This window comes from Kitasatospora sp. NPDC093806 (assembly GCF_040683335.1).
Classification (GTDB): Bacteria; Actinomycetota; Actinomycetes; order Streptomycetales; family Streptomycetaceae; genus Kitasatospora.
Window position 1 is genome coordinate 12,197 of the sequence record NZ_JBFBDO010000057.1, and the last position, 20,253, is coordinate 32,449.

Genomic DNA, 20,253 nt, shown 5'->3' on the forward strand with positions numbered 1-20,253 from the left:
GGCTCAGCAGCTCCGGCCGCGGAACTCGGGCTCGGCGAAGCAGCGGCGGTAGGCGAGCGGCGTGGTGCCCAGCCGGCGGCCGAAGTGGTGCCGCAGGGTGGCCGCGTTGCCGAAGCCGCAGCGGGAGGCGATGGTGTCCACCGGCTCGCTGGTCGACTCCAGCAGCCGCTGGGCGAGCAGCAGCCGCTGGCCGGTCAGCCAGCGGTGCGGGGTGGTGCCGGTCTCCTGGTGGAAGCGGCGGGCGAAGGTCCGCGGCGACATGTGGACCCGGGCGGCCAGCTGCTCGACGGTCGCCTCCTCGCCCAGGTGGTGGCGCATCCAGTCGAGCAGCGGGGCGAGCGACTCGCCGTCGGTCTCCGGCAGCGGCCGGTAGACGAACTGGGCCTGCCCGCCCTCCCGGTGCGGCGCCACCACCATCCGGCGGGCGATCCCCCGGGCCACCTCGGCGCCCTGCAGCTTGCGGACCAGGTGCAGGCAGGCGTCGATGCCGGCCGCCGTGCCGGCCGAGGTGACCACCGGGTCCTCGTCCACGTACAGGACGTCCGGTTCGACCTCGGTGAGCGGGTGGCGGGCGGCCAGTTCGGCGGTGTGGCGCCAGTGGGTGGTGGAGCGGCGGCCGTCCAGCAGGCCGGCGGCGCCGAGCACGAAGGCCCCGCTGCAGATCGAGAGCACCCGGGCGCCGCCGTCGACGGCCGCCCGCAGGGCGTCCAGCAGCGGCTCCGGGTAGGTCCGGTCGATGGTGGTCGCGGTGACCACCACCAGGTCGGCCGCGGCGATCCGCTCGGGGCCGTGCGGGACGTCCACGGTGAAGCCGGCGTGGGTGCGGTGCGGGCCGGGGTGGGCGCCGGCGATCGCGAAGTCGTAGGCGGGCAGCCCGTCCTCGCTCCGGTCCAGGCCGAAGACCTCGCAGGCCACACCGAGTTCGAAGGGGTGGAGTTCTTCCAGGACCACCGCGACCACGTTCTTGAGCATGCGGACAGGATAGGACGCCCGATGGCAGTTTTTCGATGCAATCGGGCATTCCTGCCACTCGTCCCCGGCGGCCGCCCCGAGGAGGGTGGGAGTCATGGATTCCGACACGCTCGCCAGCGCACTGGCCCTGCTCGGGGCCGTCGGCGGGTTCGCCCTGCTCGGTGCCCTGATCGGACGCGAGGTGGCCCGGCAGGACGCCACCGGACGCGACAACTGGCACCGTCCGGGCGGCTACCCCGTCGACCCCGCCCTCCCCGACCGGCTCTACGGCACCATGCCCGCCGCCTCGCTCCGCCCGTCCGCCGACCCCGCCGCCGCCACCCCCGTCACCGGCCCCGCCGCCGTCCCGGCCGCCGCCGACGCCCCCGCCCGCACCGTCATCTTCCTGCCCACCGCCCCGACGGCCCGGACCGGCGCGGACTCCGGCACACTGGCCGCATGGACATCGCCATCCGCCCGGCCCGGGCCGAGGACTACCAGGACGCCGGCCGGATCACCGTCGAGGCCTTCGTAGGCGACGGCTACACCTCGCCCGACAGCTCCTACGTCGAGCTGCTGAGCGACGCCGCCCGCCGGGCCCGCGAGGCCGAACTCCTGGTCGCGGTCGACACCGCCGACGGGGACCGGGTGCTCGGCTGCGTGACCTTCGCGGTCGGCGGCACCGAGTGGGCGGACATAGCGGTCCCCGGGGAGGGCGAGATCCGGATGCTCGCCACCACCGGGGCCGCCCGCGGGCGGGGCGTCGGCGAGTCCCTGGTGCGCGCCGCGCTCGCCCGCAGCCGTGAACTCGGCCTGGCCGGGATGGCGTTCTCCACCCGGCCGGAGATGACCACGGCCCACCGGCTCTACGAGCGGGTCGGCTTCCGCCGCACCCCCGAGCGGGACTGGTCGCCGCACCCGGGGATGAACCTGATGGTCTACAGCCTGGCCTTCTGAACCGACCTTCCGACCGGCCTCCCGACCGGGCGCCCGGGCCAAGGCTTCGGGCCCCGCCCGGATATGACGATCGGATTTGCGCTGCTGCTAGGATCCGCCGCATGACGACGGGGAACACGCCAGCCGGATGGTATGACGATCCTTCTGGGCAGCCCAATACGGAGCGCTGGTGGGACGGTTCGGCCTGGAGCGGCCGCACCCAGGCCAAGCCCGCGGACGCCGCCACCACCGCGACCGCCGGCCCGGTCCCGGGCCAGGCCGGACCGGCCGCCACGCCCGGTGCCTTCGGCCCGGCCGCCTCGGTCGCCGCGACGCCCACGGTGATCGGCACGCCGGCCGCGGCCGCGTCGCCGGCGGCCCCGCAGCCGTTCACCCCGACCTCCGTCGTCTTCGAGACCGTCGAGCCCAACACCACCAAGCGCAAGGTCCTGCTGGGCGTCGGCGCCGTCGTGCTCTCCGTGGTGATGGCCGGCGCCGGCTGGTTCGTCGGCCACCGCAGCGCGCCGGCCGACACCCCCAAGGTCGCCAACAGCACCGGCCCGAAGGCCGGCCCGGCCGACCCCAAGAGCCCGAACGGCTTTATGGGCACCACCCTGACCGGCGGTCAGCAGCTGGCCGGCGGCAAGCAGGTGACCGGCCAGGACTCCAAGATGAACTTCATGCTGCCCGCCGACTGGCAGGTCCAGACCGACGCCAAGAACCCCACCGACATCCGGTACGCGGTCAGCCCGTACGCCTGCGTCGGCCACGGCAGCGGCGCCTGCACCCGCGGCCTGGTGGTCCAGAACCTCCGGGTCTTCAACGGCGGCTGGTCCGACCCCAAGTCCATGGTCCTCGGCATGGGCCAGCTGCTCTACAACACCCGCTACGGCGCCGAGGCGCCCACCCCGCCGGAGCCGCTGAAGCAGTCCGCCGTCAAGATCCAGAACCTGGACGGCTACCTGGCCCTCTGGCACGTCCCGATGTCCAGCACCACCTCGACGCCCGACGCCTACTGCGGCGTCCTGGAGGTGACCCCGGCCGCCGGCGCGACCACGGTGGCGGTGCTGCAGATCTGCCTGGACCAGTCGGCCGAGGCCCCGGCGCTCGCCCTGATGGACCAGATCGCCAACTCGGTGAAGATCACTCCCTGACGCGGTCCCTCACCCCCGGTGACCCGTCACCGGGGGCTGCCCGTATGCTCACTACCGCTCACGGGGGGCGGACACCCAGGCACTCCGGGCGCGCGAGCAAGGACGAGGACGAGCACGGCCACCCCATCCCGGGGCGGCCCACAACGGGGGTTGGGCTGGTGGACTCCACCGATGAACGGACGACGCACGGCGGCGGCCGGCGCGGCCGCGGACGTCACAGCCGGCTCCTCCCGGAGGCCCCGCACGAACGCCGCGCCACCCGCAGCCAGTCCCGCAACGCCTCGGCCCGCCGCGCCTACCTGGCCTGCGCCGACACCACCGGACCGCTGCAGCCCGGCGAGGACGTGGACACCGTCCGCTACCGCAAGGTCTCCTCACCCGGCGTCAAGTTCGTCCTGACCCTGCTGGTCGCCCTCAACGCGGCGGCCGGCCTGGTCTTCGTCGGCTGGCTGCTGCTGCCCGCGCACATACCCGGGCCGGGCGTCGGATGGTCCGCCGACTGGCGGATCAACGTCGCCCGGATCTGCTTCTGCGCCGTCGTCACCGTCGAGGTGGTGCGCCTGATCCAGAACCTCGCGGTCTGGGTGTTCGCGTTCCGCGCCAAGGACCCGATACCCGTCACCGCGCCGGCCGGCCTGAAGGTCGCCGTCCTGACCACCATCGTCCCCGCCAAGGAGCCGATCGACATCGTCGAGCGGACCCTCGCCGCGATGCTGGAGATCGAGTACGACGGCGAGGTCGACGTCTGGATCCTCGACGAGGGCGACGACGACCGGGTCAAGGAGATGGCCGCCCGGCTCGGCGTCCACCACTTCAGCCGCAAGGGCCGCCCCGAGTACAACCAGGCCGAGGGCGAGTTCCGGGCCAAGACCAAGTCCGGCAACCACAACTCCTGGCGCGCCGAGCACGAGCACAAGTACGACGTGGTGGCCCAGATGGACCCGGACCACGTCCCGCTGGCGTGCTTCCTGGAACGCACCCTCGGCTACTTCCGCGACCCCGACACCGCCTTCGTGGTCGCCCCCCAGGTGTACGGCAACATGTACGACAACTGGGTCGCGCACGGCGCCTCCGTCCAGCAGTACCTCTTCTCCGGCCTGGTGGAACGCGGCGGCAACGGCATGGACGCCCCGCTGCTGATCGGCACCAACCACCTCTACCGGCCGGCCGCCTGGCAGCAGATCGGCGGCTACCAGGACTCGATCATCGAGGACCACCTCACCAGCATGCGGGTCCAGGCCACCGAGAACCCCGCCACCGGCCACCGCTGGAAGGGCGTCTACACCCCCGACGTGCTCGCCGTCGGCGAGGGCCCGACCTCCTGGACCGACTACTTCAACCAGCAGAAGCGCTGGGCCTACGGCATCTGGGAGATCCTGCTCAAGAGCCGCCTGCGGTCCGGCATCAAACTGCGGCTGCGCCAGCGGGTGCTGTACGGGCTGGTCCAGTTCTACTACCCGAGCGTCGCGGTCACCACCGTGCTCGGCAGCCTCGCCACCGCCGTCTACCTGGCCTGCGGGATCACCTCGATCAAGCTCGACACCGTGCTCTGGACCTCGCTGTGGGGCGCCAGCATGGGCAGCTGGTTCCTGCTCTGGCTCTGGCTGCGGCGGTTCAACCTGGCCGCCCACGAGCGGCGCGAGATCGGCATGGCCGGCATGGGCCTGGCCCTGTTCGCCGGGCCGGTGTACGTGGCCGCCGCCGTCGCCGCGCTGCTGCGCCGCCCGCTGGCCTACGCCGTGACCGCCAAGGGCGACCTGCGCAGCGCCGAGTCGCTGTCGACCTTCCGGCTGCACCTGCTCTGGGCCACCGTCGCGGCCGGGCTGCTCGGCGCGAGCTTCACCCTGCACCACGGCATCTGGCTGCTCCGGTTCTGGGCCGGCCTCAGCATGTTCACCGGCATCGCGCCGCCGGTCATCTCCTTCGTCAGCGCGCGCCGGGCCGCCCGGGCCGAGCGGCGGGCCGCCGCCGAACTGCCCGCCCCGCGCCGGCCGGAGGCCGCCGAGTACGACGAGGACGAGGACCAGGACGAGGCCCTGCCGGACCCGGCCGGGCCCGCCCCGGACGCGGCCGACGAGCGGGCCGACGAGCGGACCGAGGGCGCCGCCGAGCGGGAGCTGGCGGACCTGCTGGAGCCGGCCCCAGCCGGCGGCGGCCGGAAGGGCGGCCGCTGATGCTGAAGATCACCGTCCCCCGGGTCATCGGCCTGCTCGCGCTCGCCCTGATGGTCGCCTACACCTTCGTCCTGGCACCGAAGTACGTCGCCCGCACCGCCCCCGCGCCGTACGCCTTCGCCGGCGCCGCGCCGACCGCGATGCCGAGCTGGCTGGTCAGCGCGCTGGCCGAACAGACCCCGGCCGCGACCCCGGCCGCCACCGCCGAACCGTCCGCCGCGCCCGCCACCACCCCGGCGGCCGAGGCCCCGGCCACCGCCGCGCCGACCCCCGCCCCGGCCGCGCCCGCCCAGTTCCCGCCGCCCGGCGGCGCCTTCATGGGCGTGATGACCAAGGCCGGCCCCTACGACCTCACCCCGGTCGACGAGTTCACCACCGCGGTGAAGCAGCAGCCCGGCGTGCTGGAGTTCTCGGTCGGCTGGTGGGACCGCCGCTTCGACCGCCGGATCTTCGACACCGTGGCCGAACGCGGCATCATGCCGATGGTCGCCTGGGAGCCCTGGGACTTCCACAAGGAGTCCAAGGTCGACAAGCAGCGCGGCGAACAGCCCGACTACGCGCTGCGCCGCATCATCGGCGGCGAGTTCGACGGCTACATCAAGCAGTGGGCCGAGGGCGTCAAGAGCCTCGGCTACCCGGTCGCGCTCCGCTTCGCCCACGAGATGAACGGCTACTGGTACCCGTGGGCCGAGCAGGCCAACGGCAACCAGCGCGGCCAGTACGCGCAGGCCTGGCGGCACGTCCACGACCTGTTCAAGCAGGCCGGCGCCGACCAGGTGGTCTGGGTCTGGAGCCCCAACGTGGACTACGAGAACGCCACCCCGCTGGACTCGCTCTACCCCGGCGACGACTACGTCGACTGGATCGGCCTGTCCGGCTACTACGGCACCGTGGGCCTGGAGAAGTACGCCTCCTTCGACCAGATCTTCGAGCCGACCCTGAAGAAGCTGCGCGCCTTCAGCCAGAAGCCGGTCGTCATCACCGAGACCGCCGCCACCGACAGCTCCGGCCAGAAGGCCCGCTGGATCACCGAGATGTTCACCCAGCTCCCCGAGCACCCCGACATCATCGGCCTGATCTGGTACGAGGCGGTCAAGGAGGTGGACTGGCGGGTCACCGCCTCCGGCGCCGCCGCCGAGGCCTACGCCGCCGGGGTGGCCGCACCGCGCTACGGCGCGCGGTGGACCGTCCGCTCCCAGCCGGCCAGGACCGCCGCCGCGCCGCCGTCCCCACCGCCGCCCGGCCCCGCCCCCTCGCCGTCCGCCCCGCCCCCGGCCCCGCCGGCCTCCAAGCCGGCCACCTCACCCAGCCCGGTGAAGAAGCCGACCGCCACCAAGCCCCGGACCAGCCCGCCGGCCACCGCCGGATAGCCTCGACCGGCACCACCGAACCACCAGTACCGCCGTTGGGAGGCGAGACACCATGGCCCGCCCGCTCCTGCCCGGCCTCAGCCTCCCCCGGCTCCGTGCCTGGTGGTGGCTCGCGCCCACCGCCCTGCTGGTGCTCTCGCTGTGCGCCATGCTGATCCCGCGCGCGAGCGCGCCCTCGGCCGCCGAGGCCCCGCCGCCCCCGCCACCGCCCCCGCTCAGCTCCGCCGAACCCGGCGAGCTGTGCTCCACCGCCGCCAACCGCTACCCCTCGCAGCCGGTGGACTCCGGGCGCTACGTGATCAACCCCAACGAGTGGAACGCCACCGGCGGCCTGTGCGTCCACGGCACCGCGGAGAGCACCGCCTTCGCGGTGACCCGCAGCGCCGTCGCCCGCGGCAACCTGGTCGACCCGGCCCGCGGCCCCGGCGCCTACCCGCACATCAGCACCCCGGTCGGCGGCGACGGCGTCAGCCCGCTGCCGATCGCGGTGAACAACCTGCGCTACGCCACCAGCAGCTGGCACACCACCCAGGTCGACAGCGGCATCTGGAACGCCTCCTACGACCTCTGGTACAGCTCCACCCGGGGCAGCTGCTCGTTCACCGAGAGCGCCGAGGTGATGATCTGGCTGCGCGGCCACGGCACCGCGCCGTTCGGCAAGCAGGCCGGCGAGCTGCGCACCGGCGGTCTCCCCTACCGGGTGTACGAGGCGCCGAAGAAGAGCAGCCACACCCTGATCACCTACGAGATGGCGGACGGCGCCGGCGCCGTCACCGACCTCGACCTGCGGGCGTTCACCCGTGACGCGGTGCAGCGCGGCTACGTCCCGGCCGGCTCCTACCTGTGCGCCGTCCAGGCGGGCTTCGAGATCTGGGAGGGCGGCGCGGGCCTGAGCACCGACGCGTTCTCCTTCGAGGTCGCCGCGGGCCGGCCCAGCGGGGCGATCACCTCGGCGCTGCCCGGCTACTGCCTGGACAGCCGGGTGGCCGGCGACCCGGCCGCGGTCGGCACCGCGACCTGCGACGGCTCGGCCGCGCAGACCTGGACGATGGGCGAGGACGGCACGGTCGGCCAGGCCGACCGCTGTCTGGAGGACCCGGACATCGGCTTCCCGGTGCTGACCGGCTGCACCCGCCGGCCCGACCAGCGCTGGCGGATCACCGACGGCGGGCAGCTGCAGAACCAGGACAGCGGGAAGTGCGTGGAGAACCCCGCCACCGGCCCCACCGGGGCGGGTCCGAGCACCCAGGTGCGGATGCGGCTGTGCGCCGCCAAGCCGGCCCAGGAGTGGCACTCGCCGGTCTGATCCGGCTCTGATCCGGCCCTGATCCGGCCCTCCGCCGAACACTCGCGCGGCTCCCGTACGGCGTCTGCAGGGCGTCTGTACGGCGTCCCGAGAGCCCGGGCAGTTTATCGCACCCGACCCACGCTGCGTAGCCGCGCGACACTACATGTGGGGCTGCAAAGGATTCGCGCCACTAGATGTATGCTCACTCCTGCTGTCGAAGCAGGGGAAGCCGGTGCGAATCCGGGACTGCCCCGCAGCGGTGTGCGGCCGCCTCCCCCCGGGGAGCCCGCGAGTCCGATGACCTGCCGACGGTGTGCCAGCGCCTCCCCGCAGAGGCCACCAGCACCAGCACCACCTTCCGGGCCTCGCGGGCGGGCCGGGGACGCCACGCGCGCGACGCCTCCGGGCCCGCGCGCCGTACTCCCCTGCCCCGAACGGCCCGGCAACCCGATCCACGCCGCCGATCGCCGCCAGGAGAGAGCGCCTTGACCACCGCTGCCTCAGCCGCCCTGCCCACCCAGGGTTCCGGCTCCGCCGTCCCCGCCACCGCCACGGTCACCGACCCCGGCGGCGCGCTCCTGCGACTGCTGACCGATCGCAGCGCCGACCTCCCCCAGGTCGACCCCGGCCACGTCGCCGCCGCCGCGCTCCGCGGCCGCCACGCCGGCTCGGACTTCGCCGAGCTGCGCGGCCTGGCCGTCGACGCCGCCGCGTCGATGATCGCCGAGGACCCGCAGTACTCGAAGCTGGCGGCCCGGCTGCTCGCGCTGGAGATCGTCGACGAGGCGGCGACCCAGGGCGTGGTCTCGTTCTCCACCTCGATCGCGGTCGGCCACGAGGAAGGCCTGATCGGCGACACCACCGCCGACTTCGTCGCCAAGCACACCGCCGCCCTGGACGCCCTGATCGACCCGGCCGGCGACGACCGCTTCGAGTACTTCGGCCTGCGCACCGTCCAGTCCCGCTACCTGCTGCGCCACCCGATCACCCGCAAGGTCGTCGAGACCCCGCAGCACTTCCTGCTCCGCGTCGCCTGTGGCCTGGCGGTCGGCGACAACGAGCAGTCGGTGCGCGAGGTGGCCGAGCTGTACCGCCTGATGAGCCGGCTGGAGTACCTGACCTCCTCGCCGACCCTCTTCAACTCCGGCACCCGGCACCCGCAGATGTCCAGCTGCTACCTGCTGGACTCCCCGCTGGACAACCTGGACTCGATCTACTCGCGGTACGCGCAGATCGCCCGCCTCTCCAAGCACGCCGGCGGCATCGGCCTGTCCTACTCCCGGATCCGCTCCCGCGGCTCGCTGATCCGCGGCACCAACGGCAAGTCCAACGGCATCGTCCCGTTCCTGCGCACCCTCGACTCCTCGGTCGCCGCCGTCAACCAGGGCGGCCGCCGCAAGGGCGCGGCCTGCGTCTACCTGGAGACCTGGCACGCGGACATCGAGGAGTTCCTGGAGCTGCGCGACAACACCGGTGAGGAGGCGCGCCGCACGCACAACCTCAACCTGGCGCACTGGATCCCGGACGAGTTCATGCGCCGGGTCAACGCCAACGCGGACTGGTCGCTGTTCTCCCCCGCCGACGTCCCCGAGCTGGTCGACCTGTGGGGCGAGGAGTTCGACGAGGCCTACCGCAAGGCCGAGCTGGCCGGCAAGGCCGTCCGCACCATCCCCGCGCAGACCCTGTACGCCCGGATGATGCGCACCCTCGCGCAGACCGGCAACGGCTGGATGACCTTCAAGGACGCCTCCAACCGCGCCGCCAACCAGACCGCGCTGCCCGGCCGCACGGTGCACAGCTCCAACCTCTGCACCGAGATCCTCGAGGTCACCGACGACTCCGAGACCGCCGTCTGCAACCTCGGCTCGGTCAACCTCGGCGCCCACGTCGCCGCCGGCGCCACCGCCGCCGACCTGCTGACCGCGATGGACTGGGAGCGCCTGGACGCCACCGTCCGCACCGCCGTCACCTTCCTCGACCGCGTGGTGGACATCAACTTCTACCCGACCCCCGAGGCCGGCGCCTCCAACAACCGCTGGCGCCCCGTCGGCCTCGGTGTGATGGGCCTGCAGGACGTCTTCTTCAAGCTGCGGATCGACTTCGACTCCGCCGAGGCGAAGACCCTCTCCACCCTCATCGCCGAGCGCATCATGCTCACCGCCTACGAGCGCTCCGCCGACCTGGCCGAGCAGCTCGGCCGGCACGAGGCCTACGCCGAGACCCGGGCCGCCCGCGGCGAGCTGCACATCGACCACTTCCCGTCGGCCGCCCCCGCCTGGGCCGATCGCTGGACCGCGCTGCGCGCCCGGATCGCCACCACCGGCCTGCGCAACTCGCTGCTGCTCGCGATCGCCCCGACCGCGACGATCGCCTCGATCGCCGGCGTCTACGAGTGCATCGAGCCGCAGGTCTCCAACCTGTTCAAGCGCGAGACCCTCTCCGGCGAGTTCCTCCAGGTCAACCCGTACCTGGTGCGCGAGCTCAAGGAGCTGGGCGTCTGGGACCAGCAGACCCGGGACTCGCTGCGCGACGCCAACGGCTCGGTCCAGGAGCTGGGCTGGCTGCCCGCCGAGGTCCGCTCGCTGTACCGCACCGCGTGGGAGCTGCCGCAGCGCGCGCTGATCGACCTGGCCGCGGCCCGCATGCCGTACCTCGACCAGAGCCAGTCGCTGAACCTGTTCATGGCCGCGCCGACCATCGGCAAGCTCAGCTCGATGTACGCGTACGCCTGGAAGGTCGGTCTGAAGACCACCTACTACCTGCGTTCGCGTCCGGCCACCCGGATCGCCCAGGCCGCGTCCGGCACCGCCCGCGCCGCCGCCCCGGTGCCGGTGAACACCCCGACGCTCACCCCCGAGGAAGAGGCCGCGCTGGCCTGCTCCCTGGAGAACCCCGAGTCCTGCGAGGCCTGCCAGTAATGAGCACCGACGACCGCAAGATGCTGCTCGACCCCGGCTTCGAGCTGACCCTGCGCCCGATGCGCTACCCGTCGTTCTACGACCGGTACCGGGACGCCATCAAGAACACCTGGACCGTGGAGGAGGTGGACCTGCACTCCGACGTCGCCGACCTCGCCAAGCTGAGCGAGGGCGAGCGGCACATGATCGGCCGGCTGGTCGCCTTCTTCGCGACCGGTGACTCGATCGTCGCCAACAACGTGGTGCTGAGCCTCTACAAGCACATCAACTCCCCGGAGGCGCGGCTCTACCTGAGCCGGCAGCTGTTCGAGGAGGCCGTGCACGTCCAGTTCTACCTGACGCTGCTCGACACCTACCTGCCCGACCCCGAGGACCGCAACGCGGCCTTCGCCGCGGTGGAGAACATCCCCTCCATCCACCAGAAGGCCCAGTTCTGCTTCAAGTACATGAACGCGGTCGACCACATCGACTCGCTGCAGACCAAGGACGACCGCCGCGCGTTCCTCCTGAACCTGATCTGCTTCGCCGCGTGCGTCGAGGGCCTGTTCTTCTACGGCGCGTTCGCGTACGTGTACTGGTTCCGCAGCCGCGGCCTGCTGCACGGCCTCGCCACCGGCACCAACTGGGTGTTCCGCGACGAGTCCATGCACATGGACTTCGCGTTCTCCGTGGTGGACACCGTCCGCGAGGAGGAGCCCGACCTCTTCGACGACGAGATGGCCAAGCAGGTCACCGAGATGCTGGAGGAGGCCGTCGAGGCCGAGCTCCAGTTCGCCCAGGACCTGTGCGGTGACGGCCTGCCCGGCATGAACACCGCCTCGATGCGCGAGTACCTCCAGGCCGTGGCCGACCAGCGGCTGGCCCGCCTCGGCCTGCCGATCCGGTACGGCTCCGCCAACCCCTTCGGGTTCATGGAGCTGCAGAACGTCCAGGAGCTGACCAACTTCTTCGAGCGCCGGGTCTCCGCGTACCAGGTCGCCGTCGAGGGCTCGGTCTCCTTCGACGACGACTTCTAGGCCGGACCCCGCCGGTCGACGCACTCCCCGCGCACTCCCCGCCGCCCCGCACGGGAGTTCCGTGCGGGGCGGCGGCGTTCCCTCGTCCGGATGAACTCCCGGGCCGCGTCCCGACCAGTCGTGCACCCACCACCCTTGCCCCGAGTACGGTCCGGCCACGACCGACCGAAAGGGGACGCACCATGACCGGGGTACTGGACTTCGAGAGCGCCGAGATCGTCCGGCTGATGAACATCGCCGAGGACGACTGGACCGAACAGGAACTGAAGGACGCCCTCCAGCGCGCGATCATGCTGGAGCTGTCGACCATCCCGCCCTACGCCACCGCCCTGTGGTCGATCACCACCCGGGACGACAAGGAGCCGGTGTTCCACGGCATCAAGGAGATCATCTTCGATGAGATGTCCCACTTCGGCCTGGTCTGCAACATGCTCACCGCGATCGGCGGCGACGTCGTCCTCAACGACCCGCTCACCGTCCCCAAGTACCCCGGCGAGCTCCCCGGCGGCGTCAACCCCGGGCTGGAGGTCTTCCTCAGCGGGCTGAGCCGCGACTCGGCCGCCCTGTTCGCCGCCATCGAGAAGCCCGAGCACCCGCTCGCCTTCGCCCCCGACGGCAACACCATCGGCGCCTTCTACACCCGGATCGCCAAGGTCTTCCCCACGTTCGAAGGCCTGATCCACGACCGCAACCAGGTCACCTTCAACCTCTCCAGCCACGGCACCGGCAACGACATCGTCCCGATGACCAGCCTCGACGCGGTCCTGCACGCCATCGAGATCATCAAGGCCCAGGGCGAGGGCACCGAGGCCTCCCCCGAGAACCCCTTCCCCGGCCGGCCCGACGAACTCGCCCACTACTACGTCTTCATGGAGATCGCCAAGGGCAAGAAGCTGGTCCAGGACCCGGTGACGGGGAAGTTCGACTTCAACGGCGCCGAGGTGCCGCTGCCCCCCACCGCCCCGGTCGGCCGCGTCCCGCGCGGCGGCTGGGCCGGCGACCCCGGCAACGCGCCCGACCCGAACACGGCCAAGGACCTGCACGAGTTCAACGTGCACTACAGCACCATGCTGGACAAGCTGCAGCACGCCTGGAGCGTCCCCACCGGCCAGGGCGGCGCCTTCATCGGCCAGGCCATCGGCCAGATGGGCGCCATGCGGACCTCCGCCCGCAAGGTCAACGCGGTCAAGCTGCCCGCCGACCCGCGCTTCACCTACGGCCCGGAGTGGCTGCTCGTCCCGCTGCCCTAGGACGGCACGGCCCCCGGACGCGGCGAAGGCCGGTGCGGCGGTCGCCGCGCCGGCCTTCGCGCCGTCCTGCTACGCGTTCGGGACGGTCGCGTACCGCGGCGTGCCCTCGGCCATCTGCCGCAGCGCGTCCTTGCGGTCCCGCTTCGACAGCTTGTCGATGTACAGGAATCCGTACAGGTGGTCGGTCTCGTGCTGCAGGCAGCGCGCGAAGAAACCGGTGCCCTCGACCCGGATCGGCTTGCCGTCCTTGTCCTGGCCGGTCACCGCCGCGTAGTCCGGGCGGGGCAGCTCCGCGTAAGCGGTCGGCACCGACAGGCAGCCCTCGTTGCCGTCGTCCAGCACCCGCCGGCGGTCCGCCGGGTACTCCTCCAGCACCGGGTTGATCACGTGCCCGATGTGCCGCACGCCCTCGTCGTCCGGGCAGTCGTAGACGAAGACCTTCAGGTCCACGCCGATCTGGTTGGCGGCCAGGCCCACGCCCTCCGCCGCGTACATCGACTGGAACATGTCGTCGATCAGCGCGGACAGCTCGCCGTCGAAGGCGGTCACGTCCTTCACCTCGCGGTGCAGCACCGGGTTGCCGAAGACGGTGATCGGGCGGGCGGTGCCCTTCGACAGGTCCGGCTCCTCGCCGACCACCTTCACGGGGGCCTCGGGCGCCGCCCCCTCCAGGTCGTGCTCGTGCCCGTGGTCGTGCTGCTCGGCCTGCTCCGCCATGTCTTCCGCTTCCATAGGTCTACGCGTACCTCACCAGGGTACTCAGCACACCTCTTCGAGATCCCGGTAAGCCCGGGTCCCGGGGGCGGCCGCCGCCCAGCGGTCCAGCAGCACTCGCACCAGGTGGGCCGGCGCGGCGATCCCGCACTCCCGCTCGGCCAGCCAGGACATCCCGCCCGCGCCCTGGCTCAGGTGGCTCAGGTGGCCCGGGTGCGCGGCGTCCCCGTCGTCGTGCGGGTCGTGGTGGGCGGTGTGCCCGTCGTCCGAGGCCATCCGGCTCTCCGAACAGGCCCGGCAGAGCAGCCGCACCGAGGACGTCCAGTCCTCCGCCGCGTACCCGGCGTCCGCCACCAGCCGCTCCAGCGCGTCCCGGTCCGCCTCCGTCGCGGCCTGCAGCAGCACCACGTACGTCGGCACCGGGGACGGCGCCCACAGCTCGATCTCGTCGAACACCGGGTAGGCGACCCCGTCGGTGACCCGCTCGCCGTGCGGGGCGCCGTCGTGCAGCACCACCTCGCCCCAGCGCCGGCCCGAGGACGGCAGCGGGATGGACAGCACCTCGATCCGGGCCGGGTCCAGCCGGCGGCCCCACACCACCTCGGACTCGCCGTCCGGGGACAGCCGCACCGGCGTGGTGCCCAGGTCCAGGCTGACCGGCCCGTCCGGCTGCGCGCCCGCGCCGCCGGGCAGCCGCAGCCCGTACGCCTGCCAGGCCCGGCGGGCCAGCGGCCAGTCCTGCAGGGCGGTCGCGGTGATCCCCAGGTTCCACCAGTCCGGGGCGCCCTGCTCGCGGTCCAGCAGCGCCACCGCCCGCAGCCCGGCCGCCCGGGCCTGCTCCCAGTCCCGGCGGAACTTGTGCAGCAGCGCGAGGTTGAACCACGAGTCCGACAGCCACGGCTCCAGGTCGGCCGCCATCACCAGCAGGGCGCCGGCGTCCTCGTAACGGCCGTCGCCGATCAGCGTGAAGGCCCGGTCGGTCGTCTGCCGCCAGGTGGCGGACGGCCGGTGCCGTGCCCGGTGGAAGATCCTCACGTTCGTCCCTGCCGTCGTCGTCCGCTCAAGTCCCGCTTCCGCTCCCGCGGCACGGGTCCGGTGCTCCGGGTCGGTGCCCCGGGTCGGTGTTCCACGCTACGACCGCATCCAACCACGGCGGCCGCCGCCCGCGCTCCCCACCGCAGCGGTTGCCCGTTTCCGGTTCCCTCCCAGCCTGCCCGCCCCGCCCCGCCGGCTCAACCCCGGACGGAGCCCGGGCGGCGCCCCGCCGGCGCGGCCCGCCGCGGCCGGATCAGCCCCGCACCCGCACCAGCGCGTCCACCACCCGCGCGTCGTACACCCGCCCCCGCCCCAGCCGCAGCGACTCCAGCACCTCCAGCCGCCCCACCGCCTCCCCCACCCCGCGCCCGCGGGCCGCCGTCAACAGGTCGTCGTGCGCGTTCGCCACCCGGATGATCCGCGCCGCCAGCGGCACCGGCCGCCCGCCGCCGGCCGGCTCATGGCACGGGTCGGCCAGCCGGGCGACCTGCTCGGCCACCTTCCGGGGCACCCCGGTGCGCCGGATCACCTCGCTGCCCAGCCGGGCGATCCGCTGCTGCTCGGCGTCCGGCAGCAGCGCGGTCGCCCCGCCCGGCACCGGCTCCACCAGCGACAGCTGCCCGACGTCGTGCATCAGCGCCGCGTACTCCAGCAGGGCCAGCTCCCGGGTGCCCAGGCCCAGCTCCCGGCCCAGCGCGCAGGCGGTGTCGGCGACCCGGCGGGCGTGCCCGGGCGGCGTGTAGCCGGCCACCTCGGTGGCCTTGGCCAGGCTGGCGATGGTCTGCCCGGTGGTGGCCCGGACGGCCGCCGCCCGGCGGAACGACACCTGGGCGGGCAGCAGCGGCGCGCAGAACAGCGGCAGCGCCCACAGCCCGACCTCACCGGCGGCCAGGCTGACCAGCATGCCGGTCGCGGCGATCGCCGAACCGATCCCGAACAGCGACCGCAGCTCGTCCTCCAGCGCCGCCGGGAACCGCAGCCCGCTGCGGGCCCGCCGCAGCAGCGCCGCCAGCGTCGCGTCGCAGAGCGCGGCGAGGCCGGCCACCACGGTCAGGAACGCCCCGTACGCGGGACCGTCGGCGGAGAACCGGTCGACCACCCCGCTGTTGTAGAGCGGCTGGAACACGGCGGCCGCGAAGGCCGTCCCGAGCAGCCGCCGGGTCGCGCCGTCCCAGCGCGCCGCCGGCACCGCCCGGCCGAACCCGCTCCCCCAGCCCTTCCCCCGGCCCTTCCCCCGACCCTTTCCCCGCGCGGACCGGGCCGCCGGGACCGCGCGCAGCACGGCGGGCAGCAGGGCGAGCAGCAGTCCCGCGCCGGTCACCGCCACCACCTGGAGCACCCCGTGCGCGGTCGGCAGCCCGCGCAGCGGCCCGAGCAGCGCGTACGCCAGCGCCCCGGCCGCCCCGATCGGCGCCTGCTCGCGGTCGCCCGGAAGGGTGATCCGGACGCACTCGCCGAACGCGATCAGCCCGGTGAAGGCGAGCGCCACCCCCGGCTCGGCCACGCCCCGCACCGCAACCGCCCCGAACGCGGCGGCCAGCAGCGCGAACGCCCCGGCGTGCACCGCGCACACGCCCCCGGCGCACCGCTCCCGCGCGCCCGACCGCCACGCCTCCCGCCGCCGGGCGCCCGCCGTCCGCCCCGCGCCGCCCGGTGCGCCCCGCCGCGCGCTCACGGCTGCCCGGCCGTCGGCACGCCGCCGCCCTGCGCGGGCACCCCGCGCGGGGCCGCCCGGACCGGCTCGGGCACGCCGAGCGGGATGTCCGGCACCGCCCGGATGCAGTCCGGGGAGGTCGGCAGCACCGGCTGCCAGTCGTACCCGGCCAGCGCGTCGACCAGCGCCCGCACCATCACCGGGTCGAACTGGCTGCCCGAGCAGCGCTCCAGCTCCGCCACCGCCTCGGTGACCGGGCGGCCGCGCCGGTAGGAACGGGTGGACGTCATCGAGTCGAAGGCGTCCGCGACCGAGATGATCCGGGCGAACTCGGGGATCTGCTCGCCCGCCAGCCCGCTCGGGTAGCCGCGGCCGTCCATCCGCTCGTGGTGGTGCAGGATCCCGGAGTGCGCCTCGCCGAGGAAGGCGATCCCGCGCACCAGCTCGTACCCGTGCACCGGGTGCACCTCGACGGCCCGCCGCTCCGCCTCGGTGAGGGGACCGTTTCTGCGCAACAGCTCGGTGGCGACGCCGAGCTTGCCGACGTCGTGCAGGACGCCCGCGTACCGCAGGGTGCGCAGCCGCTCCGACTCCATGCCGAGCTGACCGGCGATCAGCACCGCCGCCTTGCCGACCCGCTCGCTGTGGCCCCGGGTGTAGGCGTCCTTGATCTCCACCGCCTGCACCAGCGCCTGGACGGTGGCCTGGTGGGCGTCGAGCTCCCGGTGCCCCTGGGCGAACACCCAGGCCGAGATGGACAGCGGCAGCAGCGCCAGCAGCGCCGCGAACGCGCCGTACGGGCCCTGCCACAGCACCGCGACCATCAGCCCGCCGGCCGCGTGCACCAGCACCGGCAGGCCGAGCACGGCGGCCGCCCCGCGCAGCAGCACGGTGGGCCGCCGGCCCTCCGCCAGCACCAGCATGCCGCCCACCAGGACGCCGTTGACCAGGCAGAACGCACCGAGCGCGGCGCAGCCGGGGAGCAGCGCGGCGGGGAAGCGGGAGCCGAGCAGCAGCTGCGGCCCGGCCAGCAGGTGGAAGACCGCGGAGGCGGCGAAGGCGGACAGCGCGAGCTGCGAGCCGTTCCACAACTGGCGGCGCCGGCAGGACGGTTCGGCCTGCCCGGCCAGCGCGGCCGGGACCGCGACCAGCGCGGCGGCGGCCGGCGGCAGCATCAGCACGCCGGCGAACAGCACCGGGAAGAAGGCGTTGACGCCGGGCCGGGCCGGCGCCCGGGCGGGCAGCGGCGGGCGGCGCAGCGCCAGCCGGACCAGCCGCATGCAGGGGGTGGGCAGGCCCTGGGCGAGCGACTCCCAGCAGCCGTGCAGGAAGGCCAGCAGCCCGACCTTCGGCCAGTCCACCGGGGCGCCCAGCCAGTGCGCCGGGGCCGGCCACAGCGGTGCGGGCAGCAGCGGCAGCAGGCAGCAGAGCGCCGCCACCGGGACGGCCACGAGGAAGCGCGCGGCGCCCCGCGGCAGGTCCGCGTCTGCACTGTCGCTAGCGATCTCGACCTCCCCGCCGTCCTGGCCCGCGCCGTCCCGGCCCGTCGGCCGTCCGCCGTCCGCCCGCCGGGTGAGCGGCGGTGAGCGTCCGTCAGGAGGATAGGACGCCGCTCCGGCGTGGGGACGCATGATCGCGCAATGCCGCAGCTGGCGCACCGCCAACTCACTCGAACGAGTGAGGGCGCATCCGAGCGGAAGGGGCGCGGACGCGGAACGGCCCCGGAAGCACACGCTCCCGGGGCCGTTCGGCGCACGCCGCTCGGCGCACACCCGGAACACGGGCCCGCCGGACCGCGGCGGGCCGCCCGCTCACTCCCTGGCCGGCTCCACGGCCAGCTCGGCGTGCACCTCGACCGTGGTCTCGACGGCGACCACCAGCGCCTCGCCCGACCGCTGCCCGGCCCGGATCGAGTCGATCCGGGCCAGCACCTTGCCGCGGAGGTCCGCCGGGGTGTCGTCACAGCCGCAGGAACGCTTGATCAGCGCCTTGATCGCCTGTTCCAGCCCGTACTGCTTCAGGCACGGCGAGCACTCCTCGAAGTGCACCCGCAGCTTGGCGCAGTCGCCCTCGGCCATCTCGTTGTCGAGGAATTCATAGAGGTGGTCGAGGACCTCGCCACACTCGGTGTCGTGCGGATCGCCGCAGCTCATGAGCCCGAGCCCTTCGCTTCCTGCCCTGCCCCGCTACCGGCCGGGACCAGCCCGCGCTCACGGGCGTAATCCTCCAGCATGCCGCGCAACTGACGGCGGCCGCGGTGCAGCCGGGACATCACCGTACCGATGGGAGTACCCATGATGTCCGCGATCTCCTTGTACGCAAAGCCCTCGACGTCCGCCAGGTACACGGCGATGCGGAACTCCTCCGGAATGGCCTGGAGGGCGTCCTTCACATCACTGTCCGGGAGGTGGTCCAGGGCCTGGGTCTCCGCCGAGCGCAGACCGGTCGACATGTGCGACTCGGCCCGGGCCAGCTGCCAGTCCTCGATCTCCTCGGCGGCGGTGCGCTGCGGCTCCCGCTGCTTCTTCCGGTACGAGTTGATGAACGTGTTGGTGAGGATGCGGTACAGCCACGCCTTGAGGTTGGTGCCCTCGCGGAACTGGTGGAAGGACGCGTACGCCTTGGCGAACGCCTCCTGCAGCAGGTCCTCCGCGTCGGCCGGGTTGCGGGTCATCCGCAGCGCCGCCGAGTACATCGGATCCAGGTAGCCCAGGGCGTCGCGCTCGAAGCGCTCCCGCCGGGCCTCCTCGGTCTCCTCCGCCGACACCCGGAAGGTGTCCTCACCGATCGCCTCGGCCAGCTCCTCACCGGTGAGCGCCTCGCCCGCGGGCAGCAGGCCCTCCTCCGGGCCCCGGCCCGGCTCGGCCTCGTGCTCGGTCCCGACGACCGGACCCACCTCCTCGGCATGACGGACGCGGCCCACGGCAGGCCGCCCCGACAGTGAGGATATCGGGCTGACTGGCTTCTCGCCCGCGACAAGCCAGTCCGACCAGGAGGGGGCGAACGCCGCGGCGGCCGCGCGCTCCTCCGGCCGCTCGGGGCACGCGATCGGACCCATCTGCACTGCCTTCCACCAGGACTCAAGCTGACGAGGGTGTCAACCACGGGAAGCGCCGCAACATTCCCGCCGGTCCCCGCCCCCTCACGACGCCCCCTCAGGACAGCCGCAGCACCCAGTCCCCCACCGCCGACACGATCAGCGCCAGCAGCTCGTCCTGCCCCAGCGGAGCCCGCTTCGGCACCTCGAAGCCGTGGTTGCCGTACTCCAGCGCCACCAGCTCGTGGGTGGCCGGCAGCTCCGGGAACTCCGCCGGCCCGCCGAACGGATCCGCCCCGCCCTGCACCACCAGCGTCGGCAGCCCCGACTCCAGCAGCTCCCCGGCCCGGCTCTTCTCCGGCCGCCCCGGCGGGTGCAGCGGGAACGCCAGCGCCAGCACCCCCGCCGCACCGGTCGCCGCGCCCGTCCGGCAGGCCACCCGGGCCCCGGCGCTGCGCCCGCCCACCACCAGCGGCACCCCGGTCCCGGCCAGCCGCTCCGCCACCGGCGTCCACCCGGCGTCCAGCGTCTTCGGCGCCGGCGCCAGCCGCTTGCCCGCCACCCGCCAGGGCTGCTCCACCAGCGCCACCGACACCCCGCGGGCGGGCAGCGCGGCGGCCAGCGCCACCAGGTCCCGCGCCTCGACGCCGCCGCCGGCGCCGTGCCCCAGCGCCAGCACCGCCCGCGGCTCGGCCGCCGGGTGCAGGGTGATCCGGGCGTCCCCGGCGGGGGTGGGGACGAGTTCGGCGGTCATGC

General features: G+C 73.6%; 17 protein-coding genes and 1 riboswitch. Of the genes, 9 read left to right on the forward strand and 8 right to left on the reverse strand.

Annotated elements, in window-relative coordinates:
* Positions 1-3: 3 nt before the first annotated feature.
* The gene (locus AB0N76_RS24515) at positions 4-972 is read right to left on the reverse strand and encodes a helix-turn-helix domain-containing protein (RefSeq protein WP_363560309.1); all 969 of its coding nucleotides are present in this window, start codon (positions 970-972) and stop codon (positions 4-6) included.
* A gap of 94 nt (positions 973-1,066) precedes the next feature.
* Between AB0N76_RS24515 and AB0N76_RS24520 the strand changes: the two genes are divergently transcribed.
* The 9 genes from AB0N76_RS24520 (at position 1,067) to AB0N76_RS24560 (ending at position 13,057) form a co-directional block, all read left to right on the forward strand.
* Positions 1,067-1,486 carry a hypothetical protein gene (locus AB0N76_RS24520; protein ID WP_363560311.1) on the forward strand — a complete coding sequence of 140 codons (420 nt, stop codon included), beginning with the start codon at positions 1,067-1,069 and terminating at the stop codon, positions 1,484-1,486.
* Positions 1,411-1,908, forward strand: coding sequence for an N-acetyltransferase (locus tag AB0N76_RS24525; protein ID WP_363560313.1), 498 nt, complete (start codon positions 1,411-1,413; stop codon positions 1,906-1,908). The genes AB0N76_RS24520 and AB0N76_RS24525 overlap by 76 nt, the downstream gene beginning before the upstream one ends.
* A 101-nt stretch (positions 1,909-2,009) precedes the next feature.
* Entirely contained in the window at positions 2,010-3,041 is a 1,032-nt protein-coding gene (locus tag AB0N76_RS24530) for a DUF2510 domain-containing protein (RefSeq protein WP_363560315.1), read from the forward strand.
* 158 nt (positions 3,042-3,199) lie between these two features.
* The gene (locus AB0N76_RS24535) at positions 3,200-5,215 is read left to right on the forward strand and encodes a glycosyltransferase family 2 protein (RefSeq protein WP_363560317.1); all 2,016 of its coding nucleotides are present in this window, start codon (positions 3,200-3,202) and stop codon (positions 5,213-5,215) included.
* Positions 5,215-6,585 (forward strand): glycosyl hydrolase, encoded by a 1,371-nt coding sequence (locus AB0N76_RS24540; RefSeq protein ID WP_363560319.1) that lies wholly within the window; start codon positions 5,215-5,217, stop codon positions 6,583-6,585. Before AB0N76_RS24535 ends, AB0N76_RS24540 begins: the two co-directional genes overlap by 1 nt.
* 52 nt (positions 6,586-6,637) lie before the next feature.
* The gene (locus AB0N76_RS24545) at positions 6,638-7,891 is read left to right on the forward strand and encodes a ricin-type beta-trefoil lectin domain protein (protein WP_363560321.1); all 1,254 of its coding nucleotides are present in this window, start codon (positions 6,638-6,640) and stop codon (positions 7,889-7,891) included.
* A gap of 163 nt (positions 7,892-8,054) precedes the next feature.
* A riboswitch (cobalamin riboswitch) is annotated at positions 8,055-8,198 on the forward strand.
* Between the two features lie 184 nt (positions 8,199-8,382).
* Positions 8,383-10,791 (forward strand): ribonucleoside-diphosphate reductase subunit alpha, encoded by a 2,409-nt coding sequence (locus AB0N76_RS24550; protein WP_363560369.1) that lies wholly within the window; start codon positions 8,383-8,385, stop codon positions 10,789-10,791.
* Positions 10,791-11,807, forward strand: coding sequence for a ribonucleotide-diphosphate reductase subunit beta (locus tag AB0N76_RS24555; RefSeq protein ID WP_363560323.1), 1,017 nt, complete (start codon positions 10,791-10,793; stop codon positions 11,805-11,807). Before AB0N76_RS24550 ends, AB0N76_RS24555 begins: the two co-directional genes overlap by 1 nt.
* Positions 11,808-11,989: 182 nt before the next feature.
* A complete protein-coding gene (locus tag AB0N76_RS24560) occupies positions 11,990-13,057 on the forward strand; it encodes a ferritin-like protein (RefSeq protein ID WP_363560325.1) in 1,068 nt (355 codons plus the stop codon).
* Positions 13,058-13,126: 69 nt separating this feature from the next.
* Here AB0N76_RS24560 and def read toward each other — a convergent pair whose 3' ends face one another.
* The 7 genes from def to AB0N76_RS24595 form a co-directional block, all read right to left on the reverse strand.
* A complete protein-coding gene (def, locus tag AB0N76_RS24565; protein WP_363560327.1) occupies positions 13,127-13,774 on the reverse strand; it encodes a peptide deformylase in 648 nt (215 codons plus the stop codon).
* A 42-nt stretch (positions 13,775-13,816) separates the two neighbouring features.
* A complete protein-coding gene (locus AB0N76_RS24570; protein ID WP_363560329.1) occupies positions 13,817-14,806 on the reverse strand; it encodes a hypothetical protein in 990 nt (329 codons plus the stop codon).
* 253 nt (positions 14,807-15,059) lie between these two features.
* Positions 15,060-16,370 (reverse strand): HD domain-containing protein, encoded by a 1,311-nt coding sequence (locus tag AB0N76_RS24575; protein WP_363560370.1) that lies wholly within the window; start codon positions 16,368-16,370, stop codon positions 15,060-15,062.
* Between the two features lie 107 nt (positions 16,371-16,477).
* The gene (locus AB0N76_RS24580; protein WP_363560331.1) at positions 16,478-18,091 is read right to left on the reverse strand and encodes an HD-GYP domain-containing protein; all 1,614 of its coding nucleotides are present in this window, start codon (positions 18,089-18,091) and stop codon (positions 16,478-16,480) included.
* Positions 18,092-18,271: 180 nt separating this feature from the next.
* Entirely contained in the window at positions 18,272-18,613 is a 342-nt protein-coding gene (gene rsrA, locus AB0N76_RS24585) for a mycothiol system anti-sigma-R factor (RefSeq protein WP_363560333.1), read from the reverse strand.
* Positions 18,610-19,248: a sigma-70 family RNA polymerase sigma factor gene (locus AB0N76_RS24590; RefSeq protein ID WP_030392891.1), complete on the reverse strand. Its 639-nt coding sequence runs from the start codon at positions 19,246-19,248 to the stop codon at positions 18,610-18,612. Before AB0N76_RS24590 ends, rsrA begins: the two co-directional genes overlap by 4 nt.
* A 367-nt stretch (positions 19,249-19,615) precedes the next feature.
* On the reverse strand, positions 19,616-20,251 hold the full coding sequence (locus AB0N76_RS24595) for an alpha/beta family hydrolase (RefSeq protein WP_363560335.1): 636 nt from the start codon (positions 20,249-20,251) through the stop codon (positions 19,616-19,618).
* Positions 20,252-20,253: the final 2 nt, after the last annotated feature.